Source organism: Salinimonas iocasae, from assembly GCF_006228385.1.
Lineage (GTDB): Bacteria > Pseudomonadota > Gammaproteobacteria > Enterobacterales > Alteromonadaceae > Alteromonas > Alteromonas iocasae.
Map to the genome: position 1 here is coordinate 2,341,142 of NZ_CP039852.1, position 25,521 is coordinate 2,366,662.

The 25,521-nt window shown below is 47.1% G+C and carries 26 protein-coding genes; 15 read left to right on the forward strand and 11 right to left on the reverse strand.

Going from position 1 to position 25,521, the window contains the following annotated elements; translation table 11 throughout:
• Positions 1 to 279: 279 nt before the first annotated feature.
• From FBQ74_RS10310 to FBQ74_RS10320, 3 genes are read left to right on the forward strand one after another with little or no spacing between them, the layout of a single operon-like run.
• Positions 280 to 1,155, forward strand: a complete 876-nt coding sequence (locus FBQ74_RS10310; RefSeq protein ID WP_139756598.1) for a fructosamine kinase family protein — start codon at positions 280 to 282, stop codon at positions 1,153 to 1,155.
• A gap of 18 nt (positions 1,156 to 1,173) precedes the next feature.
• The gene (locus tag FBQ74_RS10315; protein WP_139756599.1) at positions 1,174 to 1,917 is read left to right on the forward strand and encodes a pteridine reductase; all 744 of its coding nucleotides are present in this window, start codon (positions 1,174 to 1,176) and stop codon (positions 1,915 to 1,917) included.
• Entirely contained in the window at positions 1,874 to 2,929 is a 1,056-nt protein-coding gene (locus FBQ74_RS10320) for a DUF3080 family protein (protein ID WP_139756600.1), read from the forward strand. The genes FBQ74_RS10315 and FBQ74_RS10320 overlap by 44 nt, the downstream gene beginning before the upstream one ends.
• Here the strand turns inward: FBQ74_RS10320 and FBQ74_RS10325 are convergent.
• From FBQ74_RS10325 to FBQ74_RS10335, 3 genes are all read right to left on the reverse strand, one after another.
• Positions 2,926 to 3,987 (reverse strand): mechanosensitive ion channel family protein, encoded by a 1,062-nt coding sequence (locus tag FBQ74_RS10325; protein WP_232371900.1) that lies wholly within the window; start codon positions 3,985 to 3,987, stop codon positions 2,926 to 2,928. The genes FBQ74_RS10320 and FBQ74_RS10325 overlap by 4 nt on opposite strands.
• A gap of 61 nt (positions 3,988 to 4,048) precedes the next feature.
• Positions 4,049 to 4,681: a CPBP family intramembrane glutamic endopeptidase gene (locus FBQ74_RS10330; protein ID WP_205912251.1), complete on the reverse strand. Its 633-nt coding sequence runs from the start codon at positions 4,679 to 4,681 to the stop codon at positions 4,049 to 4,051.
• Between the two features lie 88 nt (positions 4,682 to 4,769).
• Entirely contained in the window at positions 4,770 to 6,668 is a 1,899-nt protein-coding gene (locus FBQ74_RS10335; protein ID WP_139756601.1) for an alpha/beta hydrolase family protein, read from the reverse strand.
• 205 nt (positions 6,669 to 6,873) lie between these two features.
• Between FBQ74_RS10335 and FBQ74_RS10340 the strand changes: the two genes are divergently transcribed.
• A complete protein-coding gene (locus FBQ74_RS10340; RefSeq protein WP_139756602.1) occupies positions 6,874 to 7,440 on the forward strand; it encodes a DUF924 family protein in 567 nt (188 codons plus the stop codon).
• 12 nt (positions 7,441 to 7,452) lie between these two features.
• Here the strand turns inward: FBQ74_RS10340 and soxR are convergent, their stop codons facing one another.
• Positions 7,453 to 7,905 carry a redox-sensitive transcriptional activator SoxR gene (gene soxR / locus FBQ74_RS10345; protein WP_139756603.1) on the reverse strand — a complete coding sequence of 151 codons (453 nt, stop codon included), beginning with the start codon at positions 7,903 to 7,905 and terminating at the stop codon, positions 7,453 to 7,455.
• An 83-nt stretch (positions 7,906 to 7,988) separates the two neighbouring features.
• Here soxR and FBQ74_RS19245 point away from each other — a divergent pair, with 83 nt between their 5' ends.
• Positions 7,989 to 8,123, forward strand: coding sequence for a hypothetical protein (locus tag FBQ74_RS19245; RefSeq protein ID WP_269750689.1), 135 nt, complete (start codon positions 7,989 to 7,991; stop codon positions 8,121 to 8,123).
• Positions 8,124 to 8,285: 162 nt separating this feature from the next.
• Here the strand turns inward: FBQ74_RS19245 and FBQ74_RS10350 are convergent, their stop codons facing one another.
• Positions 8,286 to 9,659: a GntP family permease gene (locus tag FBQ74_RS10350; protein ID WP_139756604.1), complete on the reverse strand. Its 1,374-nt coding sequence runs from the start codon at positions 9,657 to 9,659 to the stop codon at positions 8,286 to 8,288.
• Between the two features lie 132 nt (positions 9,660 to 9,791).
• Between FBQ74_RS10350 and FBQ74_RS10355 the strand changes: the two genes are divergently transcribed.
• On the forward strand, positions 9,792 to 10,316 hold the full coding sequence (locus tag FBQ74_RS10355; protein ID WP_139756605.1) for a gluconokinase: 525 nt from the start codon (positions 9,792 to 9,794) through the stop codon (positions 10,314 to 10,316).
• Between the two features lie 10 nt (positions 10,317 to 10,326).
• Here FBQ74_RS10355 and FBQ74_RS10360 read toward each other — a convergent pair whose 3' ends face one another.
• Positions 10,327 to 11,325 (reverse strand): substrate-binding domain-containing protein, encoded by a 999-nt coding sequence (locus tag FBQ74_RS10360; protein ID WP_139756606.1) that lies wholly within the window; start codon positions 11,323 to 11,325, stop codon positions 10,327 to 10,329.
• A gap of 616 nt (positions 11,326 to 11,941) precedes the next feature.
• Here FBQ74_RS10360 and FBQ74_RS10365 point away from each other — a divergent pair.
• From FBQ74_RS10365 to FBQ74_RS10385, 5 genes are all read left to right on the forward strand, one after another.
• Positions 11,942 to 13,063, forward strand: a complete 1,122-nt coding sequence (locus tag FBQ74_RS10365) for an App1 family protein (protein ID WP_168190647.1) — start codon at positions 11,942 to 11,944, stop codon at positions 13,061 to 13,063.
• A gap of 348 nt (positions 13,064 to 13,411) precedes the next feature.
• Positions 13,412 to 13,948: a DUF7010 family protein gene (locus tag FBQ74_RS10370; RefSeq protein ID WP_139757934.1), complete on the forward strand. Its 537-nt coding sequence runs from the start codon at positions 13,412 to 13,414 to the stop codon at positions 13,946 to 13,948.
• A gap of 27 nt (positions 13,949 to 13,975) precedes the next feature.
• A complete protein-coding gene (locus FBQ74_RS10375; RefSeq protein ID WP_139756608.1) occupies positions 13,976 to 14,305 on the forward strand; it encodes a DMT family transporter in 330 nt (109 codons plus the stop codon).
• Between the two features lie 13 nt (positions 14,306 to 14,318).
• Complete coding sequence (locus FBQ74_RS10380) at positions 14,319 to 15,167, forward strand: sensor histidine kinase (protein ID WP_139756609.1); 849 nt, start codon at positions 14,319 to 14,321, stop codon at positions 15,165 to 15,167.
• A gap of 311 nt (positions 15,168 to 15,478) precedes the next feature.
• Positions 15,479 to 16,084, forward strand: a complete 606-nt coding sequence (locus FBQ74_RS10385) for a response regulator transcription factor (protein WP_139756610.1) — start codon at positions 15,479 to 15,481, stop codon at positions 16,082 to 16,084.
• A gap of 142 nt (positions 16,085 to 16,226) precedes the next feature.
• Here the strand turns inward: FBQ74_RS10385 and FBQ74_RS10390 are convergent, their stop codons facing one another.
• Positions 16,227 to 17,384 (reverse strand): PQQ-dependent sugar dehydrogenase, encoded by a 1,158-nt coding sequence (locus FBQ74_RS10390; protein ID WP_139756611.1) that lies wholly within the window; start codon positions 17,382 to 17,384, stop codon positions 16,227 to 16,229.
• A gap of 800 nt (positions 17,385 to 18,184) precedes the next feature.
• Here FBQ74_RS10390 and FBQ74_RS10395 point away from each other — a divergent pair.
• A complete protein-coding gene (locus tag FBQ74_RS10395) occupies positions 18,185 to 18,535 on the forward strand; it encodes a DUF4345 family protein (protein ID WP_139756612.1) in 351 nt (116 codons plus the stop codon).
• A 42-nt stretch (positions 18,536 to 18,577) separates the two neighbouring features.
• Positions 18,578 to 19,432: an SDR family oxidoreductase gene (locus FBQ74_RS10400; protein ID WP_139756613.1), complete on the forward strand. Its 855-nt coding sequence runs from the start codon at positions 18,578 to 18,580 to the stop codon at positions 19,430 to 19,432.
• 924 nt (positions 19,433 to 20,356) lie between these two features.
• Here the strand turns inward: FBQ74_RS10400 and FBQ74_RS10405 are convergent.
• The 3 genes from FBQ74_RS10405 to FBQ74_RS10415 form a co-directional block, all read right to left on the reverse strand.
• A complete protein-coding gene (locus FBQ74_RS10405) occupies positions 20,357 to 21,283 on the reverse strand; it encodes a hypothetical protein (RefSeq protein ID WP_139756614.1) in 927 nt (308 codons plus the stop codon).
• 1 nt (position 21,284) lies between these two features.
• Entirely contained in the window at positions 21,285 to 21,680 is a 396-nt protein-coding gene (locus FBQ74_RS10410; RefSeq protein WP_232371901.1) for an alpha/beta hydrolase-fold protein, read from the reverse strand.
• Between the two features lie 219 nt (positions 21,681 to 21,899).
• Complete coding sequence (locus tag FBQ74_RS10415; RefSeq protein ID WP_139756615.1) at positions 21,900 to 22,841, reverse strand: LytTR family DNA-binding domain-containing protein; 942 nt, start codon at positions 22,839 to 22,841, stop codon at positions 21,900 to 21,902.
• 268 nt (positions 22,842 to 23,109) lie between these two features.
• Here FBQ74_RS10415 and FBQ74_RS10420 point away from each other — a divergent pair, with 268 nt between their 5' ends.
• Complete coding sequence (locus FBQ74_RS10420; RefSeq protein ID WP_139756616.1) at positions 23,110 to 23,937, forward strand: MipA/OmpV family protein; 828 nt, start codon at positions 23,110 to 23,112, stop codon at positions 23,935 to 23,937.
• 135 nt (positions 23,938 to 24,072) lie between these two features.
• On the opposite strand, the gene FBQ74_RS10425 is transcribed toward FBQ74_RS10420, so the two are convergent.
• The gene (locus FBQ74_RS10425; RefSeq protein ID WP_139756617.1) at positions 24,073 to 24,633 is read right to left on the reverse strand and encodes a hypothetical protein; all 561 of its coding nucleotides are present in this window, start codon (positions 24,631 to 24,633) and stop codon (positions 24,073 to 24,075) included.
• A 455-nt stretch (positions 24,634 to 25,088) separates the two neighbouring features.
• On the opposite strand from FBQ74_RS10425, the gene FBQ74_RS10430 reads away from it, so the two are divergent.
• Entirely contained in the window at positions 25,089 to 25,508 is a 420-nt protein-coding gene (locus FBQ74_RS10430) for an Hsp20/alpha crystallin family protein (protein WP_139756618.1), read from the forward strand.
• Positions 25,509 to 25,521: the final 13 nt, after the last annotated feature.

The window sequence follows — 25,521 nt, forward strand, 5'->3', positions numbered from 1 at the left end:
GTGACACCTACTCTGTGCCACTTGTGTATTTATTGATGTGTTTCGTTGGCAGTGACCAACAGCGGTCGCGACATGCTCTGATGCCAAAACGCTGGAAATTATAACGGCTTACCTGCGCCATGCAATGACTAAAATACGCATTATGGCTATAGCCGCGCGAAATAGCGCGTTATTAACCTGCGCCGATCAAAAAATTAGCGAAAAACGTAGCCAGCCCGAAGCATCAGCTATAATCAGGAGACTGCTATCGACAAGCATAGATCATCTCAGGCGGCCCCCATGTGGCATTTCATCAGTGACCATATCAGCGAACAGACAAACCAGACTTTTATTTGCCAGCGAACATCTGCAGTATCTGGTGGTGATACACATTCTGCGTATATCATTCAGGGCGATGCGAAGCGATATTTTGTTAAACTTCGTAAAGCCATCGGTCCTGAGCAGCTGGAACACGAAGCACAAGGGCTGTCAGCCATAGCGGGCACTCATACTGTTCGCACACCGGCAGTAATTTGTCAGGGTATAGCACATAACGATGATACATCTTATGAGTATCTTGTTCTGCAGCATCTTCACTTTACTAAGCCTGAGGACACCGGATGGAAGACGTTTGCGCAGAATTTGGCGGCGCTTCATCAAACCGAACAATCTGCAGCTTTTGGTTGGTCGCAGGATAACTACATCGGTCTGACCCCACAGGTAAATCGGCAGGACAGTTGCTGGGCAACGTTTTTTGCTCAAAATCGTATAGGGGTCATGCTTGAAAAACTGGCGCATACCGGAGAGAAACTGACGACAATTGACGCATTTGTTGAATTTACTGAGCGATATCTGCAAAACCATCAGCCCGCCCCCTCACTGGTACATGGTGACTTGTGGTCGGGAAATATCGGTTTTACCTGCAAAGGGCCGGTGATATTTGACCCCGCCGTTTATATTGGTGACAGAGAAACCGATATCGCAATGACGAGTTTGTTTGGTCGCCTGCCCGCCACGTTCTATCAACACTATGAAAATGCCTGGCCTTTATGCGACGGTTATCAGCAGCGTGAGCCGCTTTATCAGTTATATCATTTACTTAATCATGCATTATTGTTTGGCGGGCACTACCTGAGCGCAGCAAAATCTGCCATCATTGATTTGCAAAAGAAATAATCTGCTTTCGGAGTACGTATGACTACACCTGTAGCGCTGGTCACTGGCGGTGCTAAGCGCATCGGCGCTCACCTTGTTAAAACCCTTCATCAGCACGGGTGGCGTGTCGTCATTCATTATCACCAGTCTAACGATGCCGCCCAGACACTGTGCCAGGCGCTAAACGAAATCAGGCCAGATTCAGCGACAATAGTTCAGGGTGACTTGTGTAATCTGACAGAAATAACCCACATCGCAGCAAAGGCCCGCCAGGCGTTTGGCCAGATAGATCTGCTTATCAACAATGCATCTTCGTTTTACCCGACCCCGCTGGGTCAGATTGATAAAGCAAACTGGGATGCTTTGATGGGCAGCAATGTACAGGGTCCGGTATTTTTAACCCAGGCGTTATGCGATGTACTGAAGCAGCAGTCCGGCACGGTTATTAACATGATTGATATGCATATTGACCGGCCTCTTCCGCAACATACGGTCTATTGCGCGGCTAAATCAGCACTGGCCAGTGTTACCCGGTCACTCGCCGGAGAGTTGGCTCCCTCTGTTAGGGTGAACGGCATTGCACCTGGTGCCATACTCTGGCCGGAACGCGATTTGTCTGAAGAGGAAAAACAGGCATTACTGGCCAGTATTCCCTTAAAAACACTGGGCAGTCCATCTGTAATTGCACACGCGATGCTATACCTGATTGATGCGACCTACGTGACCGGCCAGATTCTGTATGTCGATGGCGGCAGAAGTATTGCGTCTAATGCCAGTGCGTAACGCTAAAAAATGCATTTTATTAACTGTAGTTATACTGCTGCTGTGCAGTTGCACCAACGCAGATATTCGTGACGATTTGCAGGAATATCAGCAGCGGGTTGCACGCGTGCTCGAAATCACGCTTCCTGATCCTGCACCGCCAACTGCACTGGCTTACCCGGATGCCCAGTCAATGTTCACCGCTGTTGAATCCTTCAACGTAAATTTGCGAGAGTTCTACAGACTTCAGGAGTGTGAACTGGGTACGCTGGTAGCCCAAAGAAATACCGCACTGGGTAAAACCGCCCACCCTTCACAACGATATGCGTATGAAGTCACGCTGCTTGAACAATTACAGCAGTGCAGTGACAGCATTGAAGACCCTGCACTGAAACAAAAACTACTGGATTGGCGGCAAGCCAAGCAATCGCAGCGTTCGGCATTCTGGGCAAATCTGATACAGACCAGTCAGGAGACCCGAGCTGCATTTGGTCGCAGTACGATGTTACTGACCACCGAAGCTGACAGTGATGCAGGCGCAGCGATATCAGCGCTCGGCTTTTTAAATAAAATCAAGTCAGAACAGGGGTTTAGTCTGTCGGAACTGGAACGAGAACTTAAAGTACTCGATTCATCCCGTTTGCCGGCAAAAGTATGGCGGACCCAGCGATATATTACCGGATACCTGGAAACGATGAGTGAATCTCTCACCACCCGTCTGCCTGAACTGTCCTGTCCGGCGGGCAAGGCGTCGGAGCAGGTTGAAATACTACGCAACGTGTTTTATCTGTTTTTTATTGAAAAAATACAGCCCGTCGGTAGCAAGCTGAATCAGTATCATTACCAAATGATGCCGGTGTGGGAACAGTGGATAAACAGTGATGCTTTATCGCAGCCATTTAAAATTTACATTCAAAAACAGACTCAGGTGGAATTTGCCCGCTACCAGCAAGCGATTCGTCAGCATGTCACATTATGGCAAACGCTTTTTGCGCGCTGCAATCTGTCGCCCACCGCTCCTGGCAGCAATTAAAGAATATTCTCTCCGCCCTCAGGATCCCTCGCCTTTGCTGCCTGCCGCCGTATCTCCTGAGTTTCACTACTAACATCATCGTGATGCGATTTGTCTGCAGTATGTGTGACTGCATCGGGCTTTTCGGATTTGGGCTCTTTCGGTGCAGGTATGGCTTTATCGGAGCTACCTGCATCAGTGATAACCGGGACGCCCTGCGGGAAAATGATTTCACGGGCATCATCAGGCATACTAATTCCGGCTTTATCAAAAGTCTCAACAACCTGACGCATCAAGACTGACGCCATCTTCAATACACTGGTACGCTCAACATTTATCCAGAAGTAGACCTTCAGATTGAGCGTGGCAGACCCCAGCGCATCAATAAGGATTTGGGGCTCTGGCTCATCAAGGACATCTTCCTGCTGAACCAAAACATCCATCGCCAGTTGCTGTGCGGTTTTTGCATCGCTGTCATAGCCAATTCCAATCACAAAGTGACCGCGCATATTCGGGTTTGCTGTCAGGTTTTTTATAACACCCTTATATACTGTGGCATTGGGTATCTGAATATGATTTCCATCAAAATCGACCATTGTGGTCGCCCGGGCTGTTACCTTTTGCACAACGCCCAGATAGTTATCAATTTGCACCACATCGCCAATTCGAAATGGTCGCTGTACGGTAAGCAATAAACTCGAAATGAAGTTTTCAGCGATATCGCGAAAAGCGAAGCCAAGAATGATACCCAGAACGCCGGTACCACTGATTATTGCTACGGCAAACTCGGTCAGCCCGGCTAGCTTCAAAAACAAATAGGCGCCCAGTAAAATAATCAGAATACTCACTGAGCGGCGGGATACTGAGCGTATTAGCGGGCTTTTTGTCACATAGTCAAACGGACGTAATATCAGCGATGCCACCGGCCCGGCCAGGAAAAAAAAAACCAGTAAAATAACCAGCCCCAAACCGATGGCAGGCAACCTCGCCAACGTCTGCTCCCACAATTGCATCAAAGGTGACACAACCTCCTGCGTTGCCGAGCCCTGTAATAGTCCGGGTAAAAAAATAGTCGCCACATACTTTCCTGTTTGTATTTGTTAAACAGACATACGCAGCGGCTTTGCGAAGGGGTCAGAATCAGGAACCTGGTGCACTTATCAGCCATGCGCCCAGTCCGACTGTAAAGATAAAGCAGCCCCACATAGTATGTTCGACTACAACCACAGGCGTTGAGCGGGTTTGCAGGTAACGATAACCAAACAGAGCACCGCCACACCACGAAAGTATAACGGCAACCCAGTTCCCGTAGACAAGATGTGCCAGACCAAATAAAAAAGTACTGACTGCCCATCGCCAGCGCTTTGATGGCATGATGGGTTTGTAGCGATGAAAGAAAAACGTTCTGAAGATAATTTCCTGGGGAATGACCGAAACCACCGGGTAGATAAGCAGCGTGGTCAGCCATAATCCCGTTTGGTGCAACGGCCAGTCAAGGAACAAGTCCGGGCGAATTAAGTAAACAGCCGCCATCATCAAGCACGCCCAGGGTATAAATAATCTGAGCGCTGTTTTGAAATGATGTAGGAAGTCTGTGGTATGCCATAGCCGGAAACGTTTGAATTGATTGTCGGCTAAAAGTACCGCAAGACAAATAATCCCTATCAGGCCCAGCAATGGCATAAGCCAGATTTGCAAATCGTTTATCAAAAAGAAAATGGCAGCAGGCAAGCCTACAAATAGAACAATCAGTTCAGCCCATAAACGTGTCACGACCGCACCCTTCTTATATATCTGTGACAAACTATGAAAGTGTAATGCCAGATTAATACGTTACTGAGATAACACGGTCGGTTTGCTACTATTGCGACACATGCTTATCCAAAAATGCGACAATCCGCTGCTGCAGAATCACCTTGTTGCGGGTACGCTGCAAGCCGTGGCCCTCGTCATCAAAAACTGCATAATCCACCTCAACCCCACTCTCTTTAAGCGTAGCAACGAATTCATCAGTTTGCTGCAAAGTGACAAACCGGTCCTTCTCGCCCTGAGCAATGAATACCGGCACACCGATTTTTTGCGCATGAAAAGCCGGCGATATGGCAGATAAACGCGAAGCATTTTTTTCGAAGTCGCCGAATTCCTTTTGCAAATAAGTACGATAGTCAGATAACCACGGAGGAACAGACTGCAAAAATTGCAGCCAGTTGGTTATACCGAAACAATTTACCGCAGCTTTGAACGTGCCGGACTGCATTACGGCGGATAGGGCCAGAAAGCCACCGTAATTATCTCCCATTACTGCAATTTTATCGGCATTTACCCACGGCTGCGCGCCAAGATACTCTGCCGCCTGAATAAGATCGCGACTATCATCCTGCCCCTGCCTTTCATCATTAAGCTGACGAAACGCTTCACCAAAGCCTGCCGAGCCACGGTAATTTACCGCCAGCACGGCATATCCACTGGCAACCAGATGCTGAACACCAGGATGATAAGTCGCCGCATAAAACGAATCGAAACCTTCGTGGGCGTAAACCACCGCAGAAACCGGATTATTCGCATCAGCATGTGAAGGCCGATACAACTGCGCGGGTATCTGTTGCCCGTCAAAGCCACGGATCAATACCTTTTCAGCCTGCACGGGGCTGACCGGAGGCTGGTGTTTGTCAGCCAGGTATTCACTGCCTTGCGGTGTAACCCGTACAGGGCTGGTAATAAAGTCATCGCCCGCCTGCATCATGACGATATCCAAGCCTTGCGATATGTCTTTGTCATTAATAAAACGCAAGGACCAACTATTGCGCGATGCTGGCGAGGTATAACGCTGCTCACCGGCTGAATTAAAAACCGTAATACTTCGCCGTCCGTTGCTGACAAATTCAACGGCCATATCACGGTTTAACGCATTATTGATAGCGGTAACATTGTCGGGCACGCGTGGTAACGCTTTAATGTTGTTGTCAGCCATTGTCCATGTGTATGCTTGCCGGCCCGCTGATGGCGTTTGTGCTGTAAAGAATAACGACTGCCCGTTTGAGCTGAAGGTCAGCGGTGCGAGCGGACCGGACAACGCAGGCGCATTATCAGATGTCAGCCAGTGATAGACAGGCTCTGGATAGCTGACGTCCGCCACATAGATACGGTCTTCATTGTCAGCGGACACCTGCTTTCCAGAGACGTAACGCCCACTAATGCTCACCGCGCTGATAGGCAGGTCAAACTTATTTTCAAAAACAGGTGTCGCAGCAAAATTATCGGTGCGATAACGAATCAGCTTCTGTGAATCGCTTCCTGCATAACGAACAGCCAGAAATAAATAATGCCGCTCTTCCCCCCACCCTACAAATCTTGCCTGCACCCGGGAACCCGGCGTCAGATCGAAAAGCGTGCCGTTGTCATTAACCAGAACATGCTGACCGCCATCTGCAGCAGCCTGTGAAAACACCACGCGTGTTCTGCCCTGCTTATCCGGTAAAAATCCGATGGCGTATTGCGCTGCGCCTTCCTCGGGGCTGTGTCGGGTATACGTTTTGTCAGCAAACGAATAAGAAAAAACGGCCGGAGACTCACCGGGTAGCATTTGCGTAAACAACACACTGTTGCGATGAGGGTGAACACTGAGATCAGAAAGTTGGCTATAACGAAAAAAATCTCGTGGGTCAGGATGTTGCAAACCACCTACAGACATAGACTGACAGCCGGACAGTGCAAACAGCAGTGTTATCGCCAACCACAGAAAAATAACGGAACGTTTCATTGTAAGGACAATCAGATTACCAGTGGGTTTGTTACTGGTAAGTACACAGAGTGGATTTACAGAATAAGAACTTCACCGATTAATCTTCATACTATCGGCCTACGTATAAGAAAGAGTATTTTTGTATTGATTATTTTTTACACTACCTCAATATGTATAAAAATCATGCAGCTTATTTATATAACAGCTAAAAAAGGAAAAATCGATGGATGCAGCGCCATTGGTAACTATGGAAGCGGCCACCGAAGTCTTATCATTCTGGTTTGATGAAATTGAACCTGAACAATGGTTTGCCCCTGATGAGGGGCTGGACAATATAATTCGTTCCCGGTTTGGTGCGCTTCATCAGGCTGCCGCACGCGGCGAGATGTGGCCCTGGCGGGCGACCCCGCACGGCCGTTTAGCTGAAATTATTGTGCTTGATCAGTTTTCCAGAAACATCTATCGCAACCAGCCTGCAGCATTTGATTGTGATGTGGCAGCCCTGGTGCTGGCACAGGAAGCGGTTGCAACCGGTGCAGACCGTGCGCTGACGTCACAGGAAGTCACTTTTTTGTATATGCCCTTTATGCACAGTGAGTCTTTAGAGGTTCACGATGTGGCAATGGAGCTTTTCGATGTTGACGGCCTTGAACAGCAAATGGATTATGAAATAAAACATCGCGATATCTTACTTAAGTTCGGTCGCTACCCGCACAGAAATGAAGTTCTGGGGCGCGCATCCACCGTAGAAGAAAAAGCTTTCCTGACTGATCCTTCCCACTCGTTCTGACGCCTGGTTACCTTAGTATGATCGCTGCGCGGCTTTTCGCCGAAGTAAAACCGGGCCTGGTCCCGCCTTTTCCAGTTTGTCCTGGCTGTTGTACAGCGGGCAGTTTTTCGTCGACAAACACCCGCAACCTATACAGCTGGTTAGTGACATACTAAGCGCCTGCAGGCTTCTGATTCTTTTATCAAGCTGCACCTGCCAGCCCGAAGCCATCGTCTGCCACTGCGCCTGTGTCGGCGCACTATATTTTGGCAGTGAAGCAAACGCTTCCTGAATTTCATCTAATGTGACCCCCAACTGCTGTGCCGCTTTTATCAGTGAAACCCTTCTGATTGTATCTCTGCCGTAGCGGCGCTGATTCCCCGTATTCCGGCTACTGAAAATAAGCGACTTAGTTTCATAAAAGTGCAGCGTAGATACGTTCACGCCACAACGTTTAGCCACCTGACCCACCGATAATTCAGCCATTAAAAAAAAACCTTTACCTCAAGTTAACTTGAGGTTTTAGCATGTTCTTCATCTTGTGTAAAACACTCATGAAGGAGCAACCTATGGATGCGGTATCGGACAAAACCTTTAAAACTCATAACCCAAAATCACAGCGCAAATCATTTATTTCGACCCGTTGGCAGACATTCGTGAAACACTGGCAGGCGCTGATGAACGGCACCATGGCTATGAAATAAAAGCGCCTTTCACAGCAATTATGTCGTTGGAACCTCAAGCCTCAGGCAACATTGACGATACCATCATTCAGACTGGAACCATCCGCTAAGTCGCGAAAACTGGTAACAGTCGACGGAGCACGTTGTTGCAAAAACGTGCTGCAATTTATCGCCAACATCAGACTAAAATATCAGCGATAAACCAGCTGCCAGTAAAAATGCAATACTGCCTAGTAGTGTTTCCATGACCGTCCAGGTTTTCAGAGTGGTCTTTTCATCCATTCCGAGTAACCTGGAAACCAGCCAGAAACCTGAGTCGTTAAAGTGTGACAGCACCGTGGCGCCACCAGCAATGGCAATAACTATAAAGCACAAATCGAGCTCTGATAAACCACTGGTTGCGCTGACCACCGGTGCCATCAGTGATGCTGTAGTGGTAAGCGCCACAGTGGCTGAGCCCTGAGCCACGCGCAAACATGTTGAAATAACAAACGCAGCTACAATAACCGGCATGCCTGATGCTGAGAGCAAGTTTGCCAGTGCGTCACCTATCCCGCTGCTACGCAGCACACCACCAAACATGCCACCGGCGCCGGTCACCAGAATTACCGCACAGATGGGCGCCAGCGAATCGGTACACAGCTTTTCCATTTTGACTTTGCCAAACCGACGCGTAAACAGCGCCAGGCACAATAGCAGTGTAAGTAGCAGCGCTACCGGTGTATTGCCCAACATGCGAAGTGTGTCAACCCAAGCTAGGTCATCACCGATATAGCCCGCTACCTGTATGCTGTTAAGACCGGTATCTAAAAAAATTAAACACACGGGTACCAGTAATACGGTCATGACCATGGCAAATGAAGGGGGATTATCGATTACCTCATCATCCGTTGATTGGTAAAGTGCAGGAACCGGCAGTATAAACTTATTACCTGCATAGCGGCTGTAGAGATACGCGCCTGCATACCAGGTTATGATCGCCAGCGGTAAACCCACAACCAGCAGCAAACCAATATCGGCACCCAATAAATCTGACGCAGCTACAGGACCAGGATGCGGAGGAACAAATGCGTGCATCACGGCAAAGGCGCCGGCCACCGGAAGAGCAAAATGCAGCACTGAACCATTTACCCTGCGCGCGACGCTAAGCAATATCGGCATTAATACAATCAGGCCGGCATCAAAGAAAATGGGAAAGCCGAACATTAACGATGCGACACCCAGCGCAAATGGAGCGCGCGCTTCACCGAAGCGATTTATCAATGTGTCAGCCAAAACCCTGGCGCCGCCCGTCGCTTCCAGAATTTTTCCAATCATACTGCCTAAACCAACCAGCAGCGCCACCGCCGCAAGTGTAGAGCCAAAGCCGGACATCATCACCGACACCACTTTATCTGTAGCAACGCCGGCAACCAGAGCGGTTAGCAGACTCACCAGCGTCAGGGCTGCAAAGGCATGAACTTTAAACCGGATAATAAGCAGCATTAACACTACAATAGCGCCGGCGCCGGTTGCCAGTAAAAATACAGGGTCAGCGGCGTAGGTAACAGCATCCATAAAATGTCCTGTTTTTTTAGTTATTCACAAACATTATAGTTACCGGTAACATGTTACCGATAACATTTGCCACGTAAACACATTTTTAACAGCCTACCCCAAAATTACGGGAATAGGCGAAAAGGGGCAGCTATGGCAGCATTAAGCATTATTGTGATGGGCGTGAGTGGCTCAGGTAAAAGCACTGTCGGCGCTGCGCTGGCCCGGGCATTAAATATAAAATTCATTGATGGTGACGATCTTCACCCTCGCGCTAATATTGAAAAGATGGCCCGTGCAGAACCTCTCAATGATAATGACAGAGCACCTTGGTTACAGCGGATTAATGACGCCGCCTTTAGCTTTACGCATAAAAATGAAGGCGGCGTGATCGTTTGCTCTGCATTAAAAAAAGCTTACAGAGATGCTATCAGGCAAGATAATTCAAATCTTGTGTTTGTATTTCTTGAAGGCGATCAGGCAATGATCACCAAGCGCATGATGCAGCGCCAGGGACATTTTATGAAACCTGGCATGTTGGACAGTCAGTTCACTATTCTTGAACGACCGTCCGAACAGGAGGCAGACGTGCTTACGATTTCTGCTGAACCTGCTGTTGATGAGATCGTAAATAGCATCCAACAGGCACTGACTACATCAGGATTATTGACGAAGTAGTGCGAAATTTTCAGTCGGTTGAGCCATTAGTAAAAGAAAAACCAACATCATGCCTGACGGCCCCGGAACGTTTGCCATTTATTGCGTCCAGCAAATAGCGTGCACTGATTTCACCAATTTGGTATCGCGGGGTTATCACACTGGTAAGCGCTGGCGACACTGCCTGCCCGATATCAAGTCCGTTGTAACCAATTATTCTCATTTGTTCCGGCACGGGGACCTGTTGGTCACGGCACCAGAATAAAGCACCAACGGCCAGGTCATCATTGGTACACAACGCTCCGTCCATGGCCGGATAGACAGACATCGCTTTTGCCATGATTCTGCGTCCGGCGGAGAAGTCTGATGCGCCGGCCATTTCGATGGTAACAGGGTCAAGCCCAGCCTCATCCATGGCTTGTTCGTATCCCGCCTGACGAAGAAGAGTGCGCGTATCCATTCTGGCGGCAAAATAAACCGGCGCACGACACCCGTTGGTTAACAGTCTCTGCGTCGCTTGTTTTGCAGCCTCCTGATGGTCCAGCCCCACCGCCATATCCAGTGGCGAGGCCGGTAACTCCATCGATTCAACGATCGGGATTCCCGCCTGCATTAACATCTGGCGTGTTTTATGGGTATGGTGGGTTTCTGTCAGAATTATGCCATCTACCTGATAAGACAGCAGAGCGGCAATCTTATGCTGCTCTTCTTGCTCATCATAACCGGTATGCGCCAGCAAAGTGTCATAGCCGTTTTCTCGGGTCACCGACTCTATCCCCTGCACCAGGGCTGAAAAAACCTGATTCGACAGCGAGGGGATCACAATACCAATGGCTTTGCTTGAAGAACGAGACAGCATCGAGGGTGCACGGTTTTGAATATAGCCCAGTGTATCAATCGCAGCGCTGATTCGGGCTCCCGTTGGGGCGGCCACCGTGTCCGGATGACGTAAATAGCGCGACACTGTCATTTTGGTAACGCCAACAGTGTCAGCGATTTGTTGTAAGGTTACGCGTTTAAGTTTACTCATTAAAGACGACGTTGACTCCATGATGTTACTTGTAACATCATACCTTAACGTCAGAATATATATCAGTGCCAGTCTTATATTTCCACGCCCATCTTTGCAAAACTGAGCAGGCAAAGATGCATCAATTGTAATGTCTGCGTTTGCTCGTTTGAGTAGCAAAAACATCTCGACAGCACGAAAAAACATTCGCTAAAAAGGTCTACGCTAGCTGACACTGTGTTTTACAGCTATCCGCAAAAGCGCGCGGCCGAAATAAAAGGTGTAGACCGAGACGGGTAGAAACGCCCTAAACTGACTTGTCGCTCTGAGGTTAATGCGGGTAAACCAATTTGCAAACAACAGCCGTTTCTTGTCCTTCCGATTCCGCGCTTGGTGCCGGTGGACCTTCCTGCTTATGCCCCTGGTGGTAACCAGTGGCTACGATCGCATTTTTGCAAAGGATTCTACCCGCTGGTATCAAAAAGCAATCCTAGTCAGCGTTTTCGTCATATTAAACGCAAAGGTAAATTATCATCATGGGTGCCACAGACACACGCGCAACAGAAACAGCCTGATAAACTATAAGCCTAAGGCGACGTCACGAAAACGTTTGCACCAGAATTTTGAAAGGATAACCATGCAGAAGACCACGCGTAAATGGGTACATCGCCTGGAAAGGCGTATCGATAAGCTCAGACATCGGTATAAACGGTGGTATGGCTATTCGCCGGTTATTGTGCAACCTTACATGACTTACGGTACTGCGGATGAATTATGGGTGGCTGGCAGACTGTTGGAAGCCAAAGGCGTACAGGGGGGACTCGATGATAGTCGCTGGAAAAACTTCGTCCATATGCTACGACGCTACCAAAGCGACGAAATTCCATTTACCGATATCAAATTAGCCCTTGGTGAAGATGAGCGGACGGTGACAACAGACGCTGACGGTTACTTTCACTACCAGTGGAAGAAACCAGCTACGGAGCATCTGCAACAGCCCTGGACACGTCTGATCCTGCAGGCAGCAGATCCTGGACTCCCCCGTGCTGAAGATCAAAGTATTGCAGAAATATCAGTACCCGCTGATAGCGCAGAGTTTGCTGTTGTCAGTGACGTGGACGATACCATCATGCGTACCGGCGCAACCAACTTTCTTCGCCATACTAAGACAGTACTGCTAAATAACGCCCATAGCCGCGAGCTATTTCCGGGAACATCTGAATTTTACAATGCCCTGCAACGCGGCGCCTCGGGAAGCGCCAACAATCCGTTTTTTTATGTTTCGAGCAGCCCCTGGAATATTTACGATCTGATTGCCGACTTTATTGATATTAACGACCTTCCTAAGGGACCGGTATTATTAAAGGATTTTGGTCTCAGAGAAGACCGCTGGTTCAAAAGTGGTCACGAGAGCTACAAAAAAGAACGTATAGAAGCAATTCTGAATACCTACCCTGAACTGAAACTCGTGCTGATTGGTGACTCCGGGCAACATGATGTTTATGCCTATCTGGAGATAGTCAAAAACTACCCTGACAGAGTAGCTGCTGTATACATACGCGACCTTAAACCCGCCTCTCGCTCAGACAAAATAAATACCGCTGCGGACAAATTTGCAGACTACGATGTGCCGTTTAAGTTTATAGAAGATGCTGCAGAAGCTGCCAGTCACGCTGTCTCGCTTAATCTTGTTACAGAAAAATCCGAACGGGATGTTAGTCAGGATGTCGCTGAGACGCGCGCTGCGGATGATACATAGCCTGCCAGATTTGAAGCGCGGCGACAGTCCAGTAGGTTTATGGGTGACCAACACTTCAAAGTTATATTACGGCTGGGTTCTACGGCGATATTACTCAGCTACCTGTTTTGTAAAGATTTCGCCAATTATTGCCATTTAGCCGGTTGCCGATAAACACCGTCGCTCGCTTTCCCCATTACAAATTATGACAAATGTCACAGGCAATTCATGACCTTTGTGACTACTGTCAAAGATCGCTATGGGGCACACTTTTCTTAACGTTGAAAAACACTTTAAGGAAAGACTATGAATCCATCCCTTGCCGGTAATGACAAATTACTTTCTTCAACAGCATTCCACCGCAATACAATGACGCTGGAGCAGGAACGCACGCTATTTAAGCAAAACAAGTTTCTGGCCATGCCGCTGGCAGGCACTATCGTGTGGGCCCTGATTGGAATAACCTCGCCGTTTGTTTCTGAGTATGTGAACACCTGGATCCTTTACATCGGAACCGGCGCCATTTTCTACCTGGGCGCCGGGCTGTCATATCTCACCGGCGAGCGCTTTTTCGCGAAAGATAAAATCGTAACGAGTTTTGATCGTCTCTTCTTTGTGGGCCTGGTGATGAGTTTAATGGTGTTCGGGATCGCACTGCCTGTTGCCGCTATTGACCATACAACCGTACCTCTTTCGATTGGTATTCTGGCGGGCCTGATGTGGATGCCACTCTCCTGGGCGATAGAACATTGGGTTGGCTACTTTCACACGATTGCGCGCACGGTTTCGGTTGTTGGTGCCTGGTATTTGTTCCCCGATGCCCGGGTACAAGCTATTAGCGCTGTTATCGTGGCAGTTTACCTCATTTCCATTGTTGCGCTGATTAAGCGAAACAAAAATCTGTAAACCATCATTATTTAACGGAGAATTGTCATGCCATACCTGATTCTTGCTCTCGCCATCTTTACCGAAGTCACCGCGACAATGTTGTTAAAAGCCTCAAACGGATGGGAAAAGTTAGCTTACGGCTACCTTGCTGTATTTTGCTATGCAATTTCTGGGATGTTATTTGCCTATGTGCTTAAACATATGGGGATCGGTATTGCCTATGCAATTTGGTCTGGAATGGGGATCGCGCTGATTACTGCTGCATCGGTCATATTCTGGAAGCAAACATTCGACTTCTATGCTGTACTGGGTATTATGTTAATTATTTCAGGCACTTTACTGATTACGAGTAAGTCTGCCGTGGTATTTCAATAGGAATGAAGTCCGCGTGGATAACAGTAAATTTTCACCAGATAGCCATTTAACGCTGCCGCTGCTCGCCAGCGGCCGCAAAAAACGCTGGTCCTATAGCAGCCTGGTATTTTCGCTGTTCTTTTTTGTGCCCCTTTTGCTTTCGCTGCCTTTACCAACAACTTTCATTGCACTTCAGCTTAGCGCCTATACGGTATTTGTTGCGCTCTATATTTTCGCCATTAACAGTCCTGTTAACCGTCTGCCTTTATTTCTAACGGCTCTGATAGCCATTGCTTATGCTACCAGTATTAACAACCCTGGCGGCGCTATCATTTTCGGATTCATCGCTTTTATTGTTGGTTATTATTACCCGCTTAAAAAAGGGTTAAGTTTTGTTTTAGTTATTGCGCTATCACTCTTTCTACTCCAGTTTTTTGTCCTCGACACGCCTGGCTTCTTTCTGGTTGCAGCCGCAATTAATACCATCGTGCTGTTTGGCTTTGGTGCTATGGAGCGCAGAGAAACGCAGTTTCAGCTAAAAGAAACAGAGCAGGCAAAGACGCTAAGTACCTTATCTGCAATAGCCGAACGCGAGCGTATCGGGCGTGATCTCCACGATGTCGCCGGACATGCATTAAGCTCGATTGCCCTTAAAGCACAATTGGCCGATAAGCTTCTTGAAAAAAGTGAAATATCGCTCGCTCAACAAGAAGTAAAGGCACTGGCACAGTTATCTCAGTCTTTGCTAAGCGATATCCGGCACGCCGTTTCTGATATCAAACACCTGACGCTGCGCGATGAAATTGCCAAAAGCAGCGCCATATTGAAAGAAAAAACTTCGACGTTGCTATTGCGCTATCGCATGATTTTGAGCAAAACCTGACATCAATGGAAGAAGCGCAGCTTGCCCTCATTATCAAGGAACTTACTACGAATACTCTTCGCCACTCTCAAGGGGAACATGTAGCGCTGAGCATTTCTCAGGACAACACTGCCCTGACGTTATGTTATCGGGATTTCGGAAAACCTGATTGTCAGGCGCGAATAGCAGAAGGAAACGGATTAACAGGTATTCGGGAAAGAGCGGCGTTAATTAACGCAACGTTCACACTATCGTGCGACTCAACGGCTGCCTTTAGCTGCACGCTTACTCTTCCCGCACAGAGTAAATATTCATAAGCCAGGGAACACGCAATGCCTACTATTGTTGTTGTTGAAGATCAGTCGCTAGTCCGTGATGCTATTGCAATGCTTTTATCTTTGGAAGACGGCGTTGAGGTCGTCGGCAAATACAGTAACGGCGCAGGAGCGATTAAGCATTTTGAGGATCTGGGCTTGCCAGATATTGTGTTAAGCGATATTGAAATGCCTGATGTGACCGGACTGGATATCGCCCGCTACGTTACTGACAATGCAATCAACACCCATGTTGTACTGATGACGACATTCGCTAAGCCCGGATATATCAAGCGCGCGCTGGCTGCAGGCGTGAAAGGATTTGTTCTTAAAGAGGCCGACAGCGACTATTTGCTTTCCTCAATATACAAGGTGCTGAGCGGAGAAAGAGTAATTTCCCCGGAATTGGCTATCATGGCCCTGGATGACGACAACCCGCTTTCACAAAAAGAAACGATGGCGCTTAAACTGGCCTTCGAGGGCAATACAACGCAGGACATTGCGAGCAAACTTTTTCTTTCGCAGGGCACGGTCAGAAATTATCTGTCTGAGGCCATCTCCAAACTGGATGCCACAAACCGTATTGATGCGGCGCGTATCGCCAGACAAAAGGGTTGGCTGTAAGCAAGCTAAGACTGCTAATCAGACAGGCTGATTATGCCGAAAGTTTGATATAGCGTTATTGGGACAATCTCGCGCCTGCCCACACAGTCAAAACCCTGGATCAGATGATGACTTATTGCAGGCAGTACGCTTCACAGCGTGGTTAGTTGTTGCGCTCAAGCTTTATCAGGCGCCCACCTTTGTCTTCAAGAACATATATGTTCCCCATGCTATCCTGTTCAACTTCGCGAACGCGTTTGCCCCACTCGTAGCGCTCTGCTTCTTCAGCCTGCCAGCTATCTTCGTCACTCTTGCTGATTGTCACGCGAACAAGCGCTTTTGAAGATAATCCGCCAATAAAGCCGTTGCCTGTCCAGTCGCTGAACTTATCACCGTTGTAAATGATGAAACCCGCCGGACTTATAGCAGGAACCCAGGCCTTCTCTGGCCCTTTAAAGACAGGATAATCTTCGTGGTTCGGAATTTTCACACCTGAATAATGGTCACCTTGCGACACCATGGGATAACCATAGTTGCGGCCCCGTTCAATAATGTTGAGCTCATCACCATGCTTAGGCCCCATTTCATGCGTCCAGAGGTTGCCCTCTTTATCAAAATCAATTCCCAGCGGGTTACGATGACCTAACGTCCAAATCTGGTCGGTAACACTGCCGTTACCAAAAAACGGATTATCTTCAGGCGCACTACCATCAGCATTTATGCGCAAAACTTTACTCAGGTTCATCGCCATGTTCTGGGCTGGGGTAAATTTTTGTCTGTCTCCGGAAGTGATAAACAGGTAACCATCAGGCGAGAACGCCATGCGATGGGAATAGTGCCCGTTCCCGGTCATTTTAGGTGACTGACGCCAGATGATTTCTCGTTCTGATAAACTTGCATCGCTATCAGAAATGCTCAGCGTTGCCCGTTCAATAACCGCGCCACTGAATTCATCATTTTGCGGATCGCGCTCTATATAAGAAATATAGATAGTGTTGTTAGACGCAAACTCCGGATGAATGATCACATCCCCCAGTCCACCCTGACCACGAGGGGTAACATCAGGAACATTACTGACAGAAAAGCGTTTCTTCTGGTTTTTATCAAGCAGCCACAACTTACCTGCCTTTTCAGTAACCAAACTGTGACCGTCTGGTAAAAATGTCATTGCCCAGGGCTGATTAAACGAAGTCATCACAGACCCTGTGAGCGAAGTGCCCTTACTGCCTTTCATCTCAACCTGATCTGATGATTCGGACTGTGCCACAGCAACAAACGAAGTTGCTGCGAGCGTCAGAAATAAAGCTGCTTTTTGTCGCATACTAAATCTACCCTTTTTGACGTTTGCGTCACCCACGCCACACCATAGTGGTAAACGCAAATAGTGAATAATATTAGTACTACGAGTTTTTCTCGCTAAAGCTCAAACTATTATGGTAGGCAGCGCGATCATTTACTGGCTGGTCAATGGGTTAAGCGTAAAACTATTGATTTGGGATTGGGATTTGAGCGGCAGCTTTGTATGTAAAGCACGCTTTAGCCTTCCCTCGAAAATACCCAAAGTGCTCTATCCCGTTTATCCAATAAAGAGCCTAAATTAGCAAACTATTAAGAATGTACTTAACCGGAGACTCAGGATGATGGTAACGGTCACTTTTAGTGCAGAGTAGATTTCAGATTATGTATCCGTATGGCTGAGCTGCAGCTAACCTACCTGCTAACCGGCTCGTGCTTGTATTACTGATATGGCGTTATCGTTTTCTGTAGCTGGATAAAACTTGTTATGCCCCCGGTCAGCCGGATATCTATGCCGAAGTTGTCAGGCCCTCTATCTGTAGTGGCAAGAGGCCAAGAGCCTGTTACCAGGCGCGCTGGCATACTGACCATATAACCCGATTAAACATATTTAACCCTCTTGGCCCCCTCTAATGAGCCTCCTCAATAATCTTGCCGGTGAAAATTGCAGTAACTAAGATGTCGGCGTTTTATCAACAGCGTTTACTCAATCAAGCCTGACTCCGTATATCCGTTATTGAGTTGCACTGAAGCATGATACGACTTCAGATCGCCGGAAGTCTGGCAGACCTTTCAAATTAACCAGCTAGCTACATTGGGAAAATCATGATCGACACGCTCAACATTATTGCAATGGTGCTTACTATCGCCCTCGGACTGGTAGGATTTCTCGCGCCGGACTTTACCATGAAAAAACTTGGTCTCAGACCAGACGGAAGCAACATGGGCTATACCGAAATTCGGGCGGCCAACGGCGCTTTATTTGTCGGAGCCGGACTCGGGGCACTGTTTTTATCCCTCCCCGTTGCCTTTGCGATGGTCGGTTTTCTCTATGCAGGCGCCGCAGTTGGCCGAATTACCGGGATTTTGTTCAACAATGCAAGTTCGAAACAAAGTTGGGCGTATTTTAGTGCAGAAGCCGTCCTGGCAATTTACCTTTTGGTAGCAAATCTCTGAATATCAAAATTTAACTCAACGCCTAAATCAAGAGAAGATCATATGAAATCAATCATTATCACAGGGGCATCTTCAGGGCTCGGCGAATCCATATCCATTAAGTTTGCGCGAGAAGGATGGTTAGTATTTGCCGGCGTTCGTAACGAGGACGATGCCAAAAGCCTTACTGAAAAAGAACCTAAGATACAGCCTGTTTTTCTGGATGTATCAAAGCCTGAACAAATTAAGGCAGCGGTAGACCTGGTCACCGAAAAACTGGCAGGGCAAACAGTTGGCGGACTCGTAAATAATGCAGGGATTGCCAAACTCGGTCCTCTGGCTTTGCAGGATATCGACGAATTTATACAGCACTTTGAAGTCAATGCATTTGGCGGGCTGCGGATGGCTCAGGCTTTTCTACCTCTGCTAGGCACTGACGAGAGCCTCAACGGCGATCCCGGACGCATTATCAACATAACCAGTGTCGGTGGAGAACTGCCATCACCATTTCTGGGGGCTTATACCGCCAGCAAACACGCTATGGAAAGCATCACAGATAGTTTGCGCCGTGAATTGATGGTGTATGGTATAGATTCCATTTCAATTGGCCCGGGAAGCGTTAAAACGCCTATCTGGAAGAAAGCGAAGGAAGCAAATGCTGCAGAGCAATATAAAGACAGTGCGTGGAAAGACTCACTTAAAACCTTCCTGGATGTGATGATAGAAGGAGGAGAGGACGGACTCGAGACTGAAGATATCGCCGATGTCGTTTACGAGGCCATGACCGCGGACAAACCTAAAGCCCGCTATGCGCCTGTACCGAATAAGCTCATCAATTATACCCTTCCTACTATGCTGCCAGAGCGTCTGGTTGATCAGATATTTGCGAAGAAATTTGATATTAAAGAAGACGGTTAGCAAACTATACCAACACACTTTATATTGTGCTGACTAAACGCCTGGCAACTGGCAGAACGGTTCGCAAATCAATTCCGCAAGGACTTCTACACCTTGGTGGAAAATACTGTTAGAGAGCTTGAGGGAGATGCTCGATAGCATCAACGTACGGTCCGTCCGACATACGCTGCAATTTGTCAGCCGCTGCATAGAATAGAACCTCAATATGAAGCGCGAGTTTCTGTCAAAGCATGCGACTATAAGGTGGCGCTATATACCGCTGGTTGTGTGTTGAAGCCTATACAGAATCCGCGGGCTCTCTATGTGCCTTGAGTTCAATTGGTGAACGTAACGCAATCCTTATTTAAGGTGGAAAATTACTGTGAAACAAAGAAAGCGCATCTATCATTCACCTGAACAAAACGCACTGATTTGGGTCAGTAATAAAAATGGCGATTCGCTGCATGATATAGCCAAAATGTCTAATCGCAATCATTCTTCGATTATACCCTTCGCCTATCAAAATGAGGAGTATTGGCCTCCAGAAAGAAAAGGTCATCCATAATCAGTCGGAAGATAAAATAAAATAGTAGATCGAAGCGCTACCGTGCCGTTAAAGCAGAACAGCGAATATGGGACAAAATTATTAAGACTTAAGCCATATAGGTTAAATTAACGAAACACCTATCTGGAAAACGTAAAAACAGACTCAAATACACTGACCTGTCACTATGTCTGGTCTATAGTATTGTGTTTCTTATACTCACTAACTTTTGCAGCCGACTTAGTGCGCCAAGATAGCAAACAAGTATTGATAATAGATTGACATGAACTTACTTGAAAGCGAGCACAGATGTGTAGTTAAAAACAAATTTAAAGCCCGAATGCTCTATTTAACAATCGGGCTTTAAGTCACTTTAAGCTAAATGAGCGTTAAAATTGTTGTTATTTAATTCGCTTAAAAGTACTGGATTCAACTGTATAAGTCCAGATACCGGTAGACGTCGCCAAATATTCAACTCCCTGATAGTATTCACTATCGTGCACCACACCGAGTTCTTTGGGAAATAAGTCCGCTACTTCAAACGTTCCAGTACTAACGAGATACCGGTAGTGTTCGTTAGCATTAGCGCTAAAGTAAATTTGCCCATTCATTCGAAAAAAGTTTGATGCCAATGGAATATCAAAAGCAATCAAGTCTTGTAATCGCAGATCAAGCATATAACCGACGTGCGAAGATCTAAAAAACAATCGTCGCTGATCATCAGTAATAACAGGCTCTTCTATGAAAAGATGGTCCTGGCTATGGACCAAATTATCATCGTAGAAAATAGAAGTATTAATGATATCGTTTCGATTGACCCCTATCAGTTTAAATTGCTCGACTTGTAAGGCAGATGTAAGCTCTTCGCCCTCAAGCTCCACGGGTACAGAAATATTAGTAGGTGAAGACACATCGCCATCAATTAGGAAGATTTGGTCCGTTTCCGGGTCCACATAGTAAATTTCATCCCGACCGTCTACGCTGATCCGACTAATATTAACCCTACCTGAAGCAGTGCCGTCTATCTCATAAAATTGACTGTCGGCAATAAACTGAGTACCGAAGCCAATTAATGAGCCGAAACTTGGCAATACCACTAATGAATTTCCATTCATATCTGCAATAAAGGTATTTTCTACTGTACTAAATATCAGATTATCGGCTACGACTTCAATTTGAATAATTTCAGCAGTACCGTCAACCTGACTTTGCGAATCACTTTGACCAGATGTAGAGTCAGTATTGCTAGTATTTGCGGAAGAACCTGAAGATCCGTCACCACAAGCAGCAAGAAAGAACAATGTTGTCAGTAAAAGATAATATTTCATTTTACTTACCTGAATGAAGCGACTGTTGCAGCACGGTCCCTAAGAGCTTTGACGTTATATTCTTCCTATAGGTGGGCGTAAAATCTCTGGTTCGATAAGTATTGTTGATAGCGACAATAATCATCTCAGATGCCATCCCTGACTGATTCAACAGAACAAGGGTGCCTGCAGCGTGTGCAAAATTTCTCTGTCCATCCAGCAAAAACAAAACCGGATAAGATGTATCAGTATAACGATCATAATTATTAGGCAAATGGACCATCAACTCTCTGGTCTCATTTAGCACCTCAGAATCAATCGCAATAATGTTCGCCTCGCCCCGAACTTTTGCGCTGACTTGCATGGAAGTGCAAAAGATAATACACAAAAACGCAGATACAACTTTAACGTACATCATAAATTCCTTTTATTGTGAGCCCCAACTATTAGGGTTGTTGTGAAGCTCACTTCCTAAGTATCAGTAAGTTAAACTGGCAGAGTATTTTTTTCTTGTCAAACCTAGTTGCTAGCTATAAAGCCTCGTTCCAATAAAATTGAGGATAGCCATTCAGGCACTATTTAGTGATAACCATACGTTTTAATTCGACAAGTCGTAAACTGGCTGTCACGCTTACTCTTATTTCACTCGGGTCAGCTCGGCCTTGCCTGTTGTCGTGTCTCGTCGTGGTTCATTTCCAAAATAGGATTTAACCAGCTTGCGTTTGCTTCTGCTGATTGGCAGTCGTTCGCCGTTAGTCATTTCACACCACGCCTGGCTACCTGAAACATGCACACCCATAACGTGTTTCTTATGGACCCAATGCGAGCGGTGAATTAATACGCCATCATCCTCCAGAACTTCTGCTATCTGATTGAGCGCGCCCAGGATGAGTGCCTTTCCGTCTGTCATCTTTACGTTAACATAATGCAGCTCAGAGCTTATCGACACAATGTCTTTACTCAACGCCTCGGGAAGCCTTTCATAGAAATCTTTTTTGAGTTTTTCCCTCATATCGAACTGCTTTGCCCGCGACTGAGGCTGTTCAGGAGGCGGCGGTTCGTCTGTGTCAGTGGGTAACTTATAGGTGACGTTTAAAAGTAAGGGAATATTGATCAAAAACCAAATCGTAATCAGGCCCGGCGCAATTTCAAGAAACTCAGAGATAACATGATAAAACGGCCCTTGTTGCTCAAGCATATCGAGCCAGCCATCCGGGTTATCTTTGAGGCCGGGGAACCAGTAATCAATGGATGCAAAAACGGGGGCAACAAGCACGGCCCCTACTCCGCCTGAAATGAGTAACGACACAAAGACAGGGAGCCGGCTGTGGGCTATACGACTGACTAAATAACTGGCAAACATCAGCCCGAGCAGTGCTGTAGTAATTTGAAGAGACCAGAACGTAAGCCGCTCAAAAAACCCAAGAGCAGCAGAAGATTCTGGCTCCATAAACGTAAATAACAATGTCAGTCCCGTCGCAGTAAGCGCAAAACCGCTTTTTACTGGCGCTCTGCCTAAAACCGTATTACTGACTAACACCCGAATACTCCACACATTAACATGGCTATATTTATACACCCCACGCACCTGAATTATGCCGTTTATTGTATGAATTGCTGCTTTTTCTCATGAGCTGCAGGTGATGAGAGGCCAATGCTTACGTGTCATTCGTACATATAACTGACCGTTTCTACAATTTTGCTAGTCAGCGCGCGTCCATCTTCGTAGTTTTGCATATAGTTAAAGAACGAAAAACGACAATATTTCAATAGTAATAGTAAACCGTCGACAGGGCTTAGCGCCGTTGGGCTCTATTGCCAGATTTATTACTCAGGAGTCATCAAAAATGAGAAAGGCGTTAGTTTCTACACTACTTTTTATTTCCTGCAGCGTGACTGTTCAACCTGGATTTGCGCAGACCAGTAATACCGCATTGGTGCCGTTGCCCTCGCTCGATGATTTTACCCAGGGTCAAAATGGCTGGAGTTTTGGGCTCGGATTAGGCGTTGAATATGAGACCGCGTATGAAGGCTCCGATGAGTTCGGGTTTGAATTACAGCCTGCCGGCGCCATTCAATGGCGCAACGACAATCATATTTACTACTTTGCAGGTGAAGCGCTGGGCTGGCGAGGCCGGGTAAATGAAAACTGGTTACTTGAAGGGGCGCTGGGCTTTGATGAAGGCCGGGAAGAAGGTGACTCTGACGATGGTTACCTGGATGGTCTGGGTGATCAGGACGAAAGTTTTGAGCTGGTTTTTCAGGCGCGCCGCGCCTTTACCTCTGACTGGCGCTACTGGCTGGTCAGCCGGATTGTCAGCGGTGGCGATGGCAATCTTGGTCTGTTTGGCGTAGGTCGTCGCTTTGGAGATCAAGTCGATGGTACCGGTCATGAAGTGAATCTGGTCGCTGTATTTCACGACAGTGAATATGCCAATAAAGGGTTTGGTGTAAATGCTACGCAGGCACAGGCTTCGGGTTTACCGGAGACGGACGTGGACAGTGGGTTACGGTCGTTTGGCATTGATTACAGCTTCCGACACTATATAAATAAAAACTGGCAACTATACGGTGAAGCACTTTTTGAATATTACAGTAGTGACGTTCGCGACAGCCCGATTGCCCGAAGTGACTACGAAACCGAAGTGGGTGTGGGTGTTATCTATATATTCTGATTGTCGATACATGCATAAGGGCATCGTCTTCGTAATATCGGGGCGCTGAGGCAGCAGTTAGTAAACATCACAGACTTAACGGCTTTTTATCTGGCACCCGCGCACGCACCAAATTGCGAGCGCGGGTGCCAGATATTACTGCTTGGTAATAATGGTTTTGCCGTTTAACGCGACCGGTACCATGATATGGGCATAAGGTGTATCTGCCCACATGACATAAGGCCCCCCCTCATTAGGATCGGTAGGAAGCCCTTCCAACATCGCTTTAGGTACTATAATCATAAGGTGCGGGCCTGTTTCTACGTAATCTTCCGCCTGCTTGTGATTCGGGTGATGTGGTGAGGAATTACTTACTCCGGATCCTGTCGGCTCACCCTGCAACATGTAAGAAATGCCAATTTTGTCGGCAACAAAGTCAGACTGACTACCAACAGCGTTCATCATTTCCATCCATGTTTCATCATTACACATCGGTGCCTTATCACCCGGCATCGTGTCGGGTAAACATGTCCACTCATTGGCCCCCTCTTTTAGGACAGTACCATCGCTGTCCACCACAGTAGCTTGCGCACTAACGGCGTCAGGGGCTGCTGATAAAGCGCGTTCTATTTTGGCCTGTTTCGACTCTTGTGCCAGCACCGCAGTGCTAAGAGGGGCAACAATCAGTAAGAGTAAAAGTTTACAATGCAGATTCATTTTGGTTCCTCCCAGAACAGTGACTCTATCGACCACTTCGAACCAGGACGGCAAACTTCCCTGCGCTACACGCAATAAAGTCTGATTTTTGCCGGGAATATCCAGCCTTTAAAGTATCGTACATTTTTCGTTCAATTCAATATTTACAGCGATGCCTACCACTTAGCAGAAACAATATTTATTGGTAAACATTCCCGTGCTTAGTTCGCACACTCCGCCCCTATGGTCATCTGCCTTTAAACAACCACATATACAAGGTCATAATTTCGATATCTGACTCCGCGCCGTCACTCGCGGTTTTCTTTTCTTTACAAATATTGATCCTGCTCAACAGAGCAACTTTGTCAGCTTGTACAAAAACAAAATCAGTCCGATACTCATATTACTGGCGGTATGGACTACCAGTCGACCATGCAGTTTCTGGTCGTTGTTTCTTGCAAACTGAGGAGACAGCGATGAACAATCTCTCAAACAAAAACCGATTTGATCTTGATAGCCTGTTTGATCATTTTCTTAGCCCGCTCTCATCTTCTGAAACTGGCTTTTTTAGTCCCAGGGTCGATATTACGGATAAAGGTGAACACTTTATTATTGCCGCGGAACTGCCCGGTGTAGAAAAAGAGGATATTCACCTGGAGTTGCACAACGGTGTACTTACATTAAGTGCAGAGGTTAAACAGAGCAAGAAAGAAGAAAAGGATGGCAGAGTGATCCGTCAGGAACGACGCTACGGACACTTCCAGCGCAGTTTTACCGTTGGGGATGCAGTACAGGAAAACGATATAACCGCTTCGTTTGAAAGTGGCATTCTCACAGTCACGGCACCAAAATCACAACAGGCTGAACCCCAGAAAAGACGTATCGATATCCGATAACTCGGATACCTGG

Coding starts and splice junctions, on each gene's coding strand:
- FBQ74_RS10370 (WP_139757934.1), top strand. CDS start 13,412: ATGACGCTGGAGCAGGAACGCACGCTATTTAAGCAAAACAAGTTTCTG.
- FBQ74_RS10400 (WP_139756613.1), top strand. CDS start 18,578: ATGAAATCAATCATTATCACAGGGGCATCTTCAGGGCTCGGCGAATCC.
- FBQ74_RS10405 (WP_139756614.1), bottom strand. CDS start 21,283: ATGAAATATTATCTTTTACTGACAACATTGTTCTTTCTTGCTGCTTGT.
- FBQ74_RS10335 (WP_139756601.1), bottom strand. CDS start 6,668: ATGAAACGTTCCGTTATTTTTCTGTGGTTGGCGATAACACTGCTGTTT.
- FBQ74_RS10425 (WP_139756617.1), bottom strand. CDS start 24,633: ATGAATCTGCATTGTAAACTTTTACTCTTACTGATTGTTGCCCCTCTT.
- FBQ74_RS10350 (WP_139756604.1), bottom strand. CDS start 9,659: ATGGATGCTGTTACCTACGCCGCTGACCCTGTATTTTTACTGGCAACC.
- FBQ74_RS10315 (WP_139756599.1), top strand. CDS start 1,174: ATGACTACACCTGTAGCGCTGGTCACTGGCGGTGCTAAGCGCATCGGC.
- FBQ74_RS10390 (WP_139756611.1), bottom strand. CDS start 17,384: ATGCGACAAAAAGCAGCTTTATTTCTGACGCTCGCAGCAACTTCGTTT.
- FBQ74_RS10395 (WP_139756612.1), top strand. CDS start 18,185: ATGATCGACACGCTCAACATTATTGCAATGGTGCTTACTATCGCCCTC.
- FBQ74_RS10365 (WP_168190647.1), top strand. CDS start 11,942: ATGCAGAAGACCACGCGTAAATGGGTACATCGCCTGGAAAGGCGTATC.
- FBQ74_RS10355 (WP_139756605.1), top strand. CDS start 9,792: ATGGCAGCATTAAGCATTATTGTGATGGGCGTGAGTGGCTCAGGTAAA.
- soxR (WP_139756603.1), bottom strand. CDS start 7,905: ATGGCTGAATTATCGGTGGGTCAGGTGGCTAAACGTTGTGGCGTGAAC.
- FBQ74_RS10385 (WP_139756610.1), top strand. CDS start 15,479: ATGCCTACTATTGTTGTTGTTGAAGATCAGTCGCTAGTCCGTGATGCT.
- FBQ74_RS10320 (WP_139756600.1), top strand. CDS start 1,874: ATGTCGATGGCGGCAGAAGTATTGCGTCTAATGCCAGTGCGTAACGCT.
- FBQ74_RS19245 (WP_269750689.1), top strand. CDS start 7,989: ATGGATGCGGTATCGGACAAAACCTTTAAAACTCATAACCCAAAATCA.
- FBQ74_RS10340 (WP_139756602.1), top strand. CDS start 6,874: ATGGATGCAGCGCCATTGGTAACTATGGAAGCGGCCACCGAAGTCTTA.
- FBQ74_RS10375 (WP_139756608.1), top strand. CDS start 13,976: ATGCCATACCTGATTCTTGCTCTCGCCATCTTTACCGAAGTCACCGCG.
- FBQ74_RS10420 (WP_139756616.1), top strand. CDS start 23,110: ATGAGAAAGGCGTTAGTTTCTACACTACTTTTTATTTCCTGCAGCGTG.
- FBQ74_RS10310 (WP_139756598.1), top strand. CDS start 280: ATGTGGCATTTCATCAGTGACCATATCAGCGAACAGACAAACCAGACT.
- FBQ74_RS10410 (WP_232371901.1), bottom strand. CDS start 21,680: ATGATGTACGTTAAAGTTGTATCTGCGTTTTTGTGTATTATCTTTTGC.
- FBQ74_RS10430 (WP_139756618.1), top strand. CDS start 25,089: ATGAACAATCTCTCAAACAAAAACCGATTTGATCTTGATAGCCTGTTT.
- FBQ74_RS10360 (WP_139756606.1), bottom strand. CDS start 11,325: ATGAGTAAACTTAAACGCGTAACCTTACAACAAATCGCTGACACTGTT.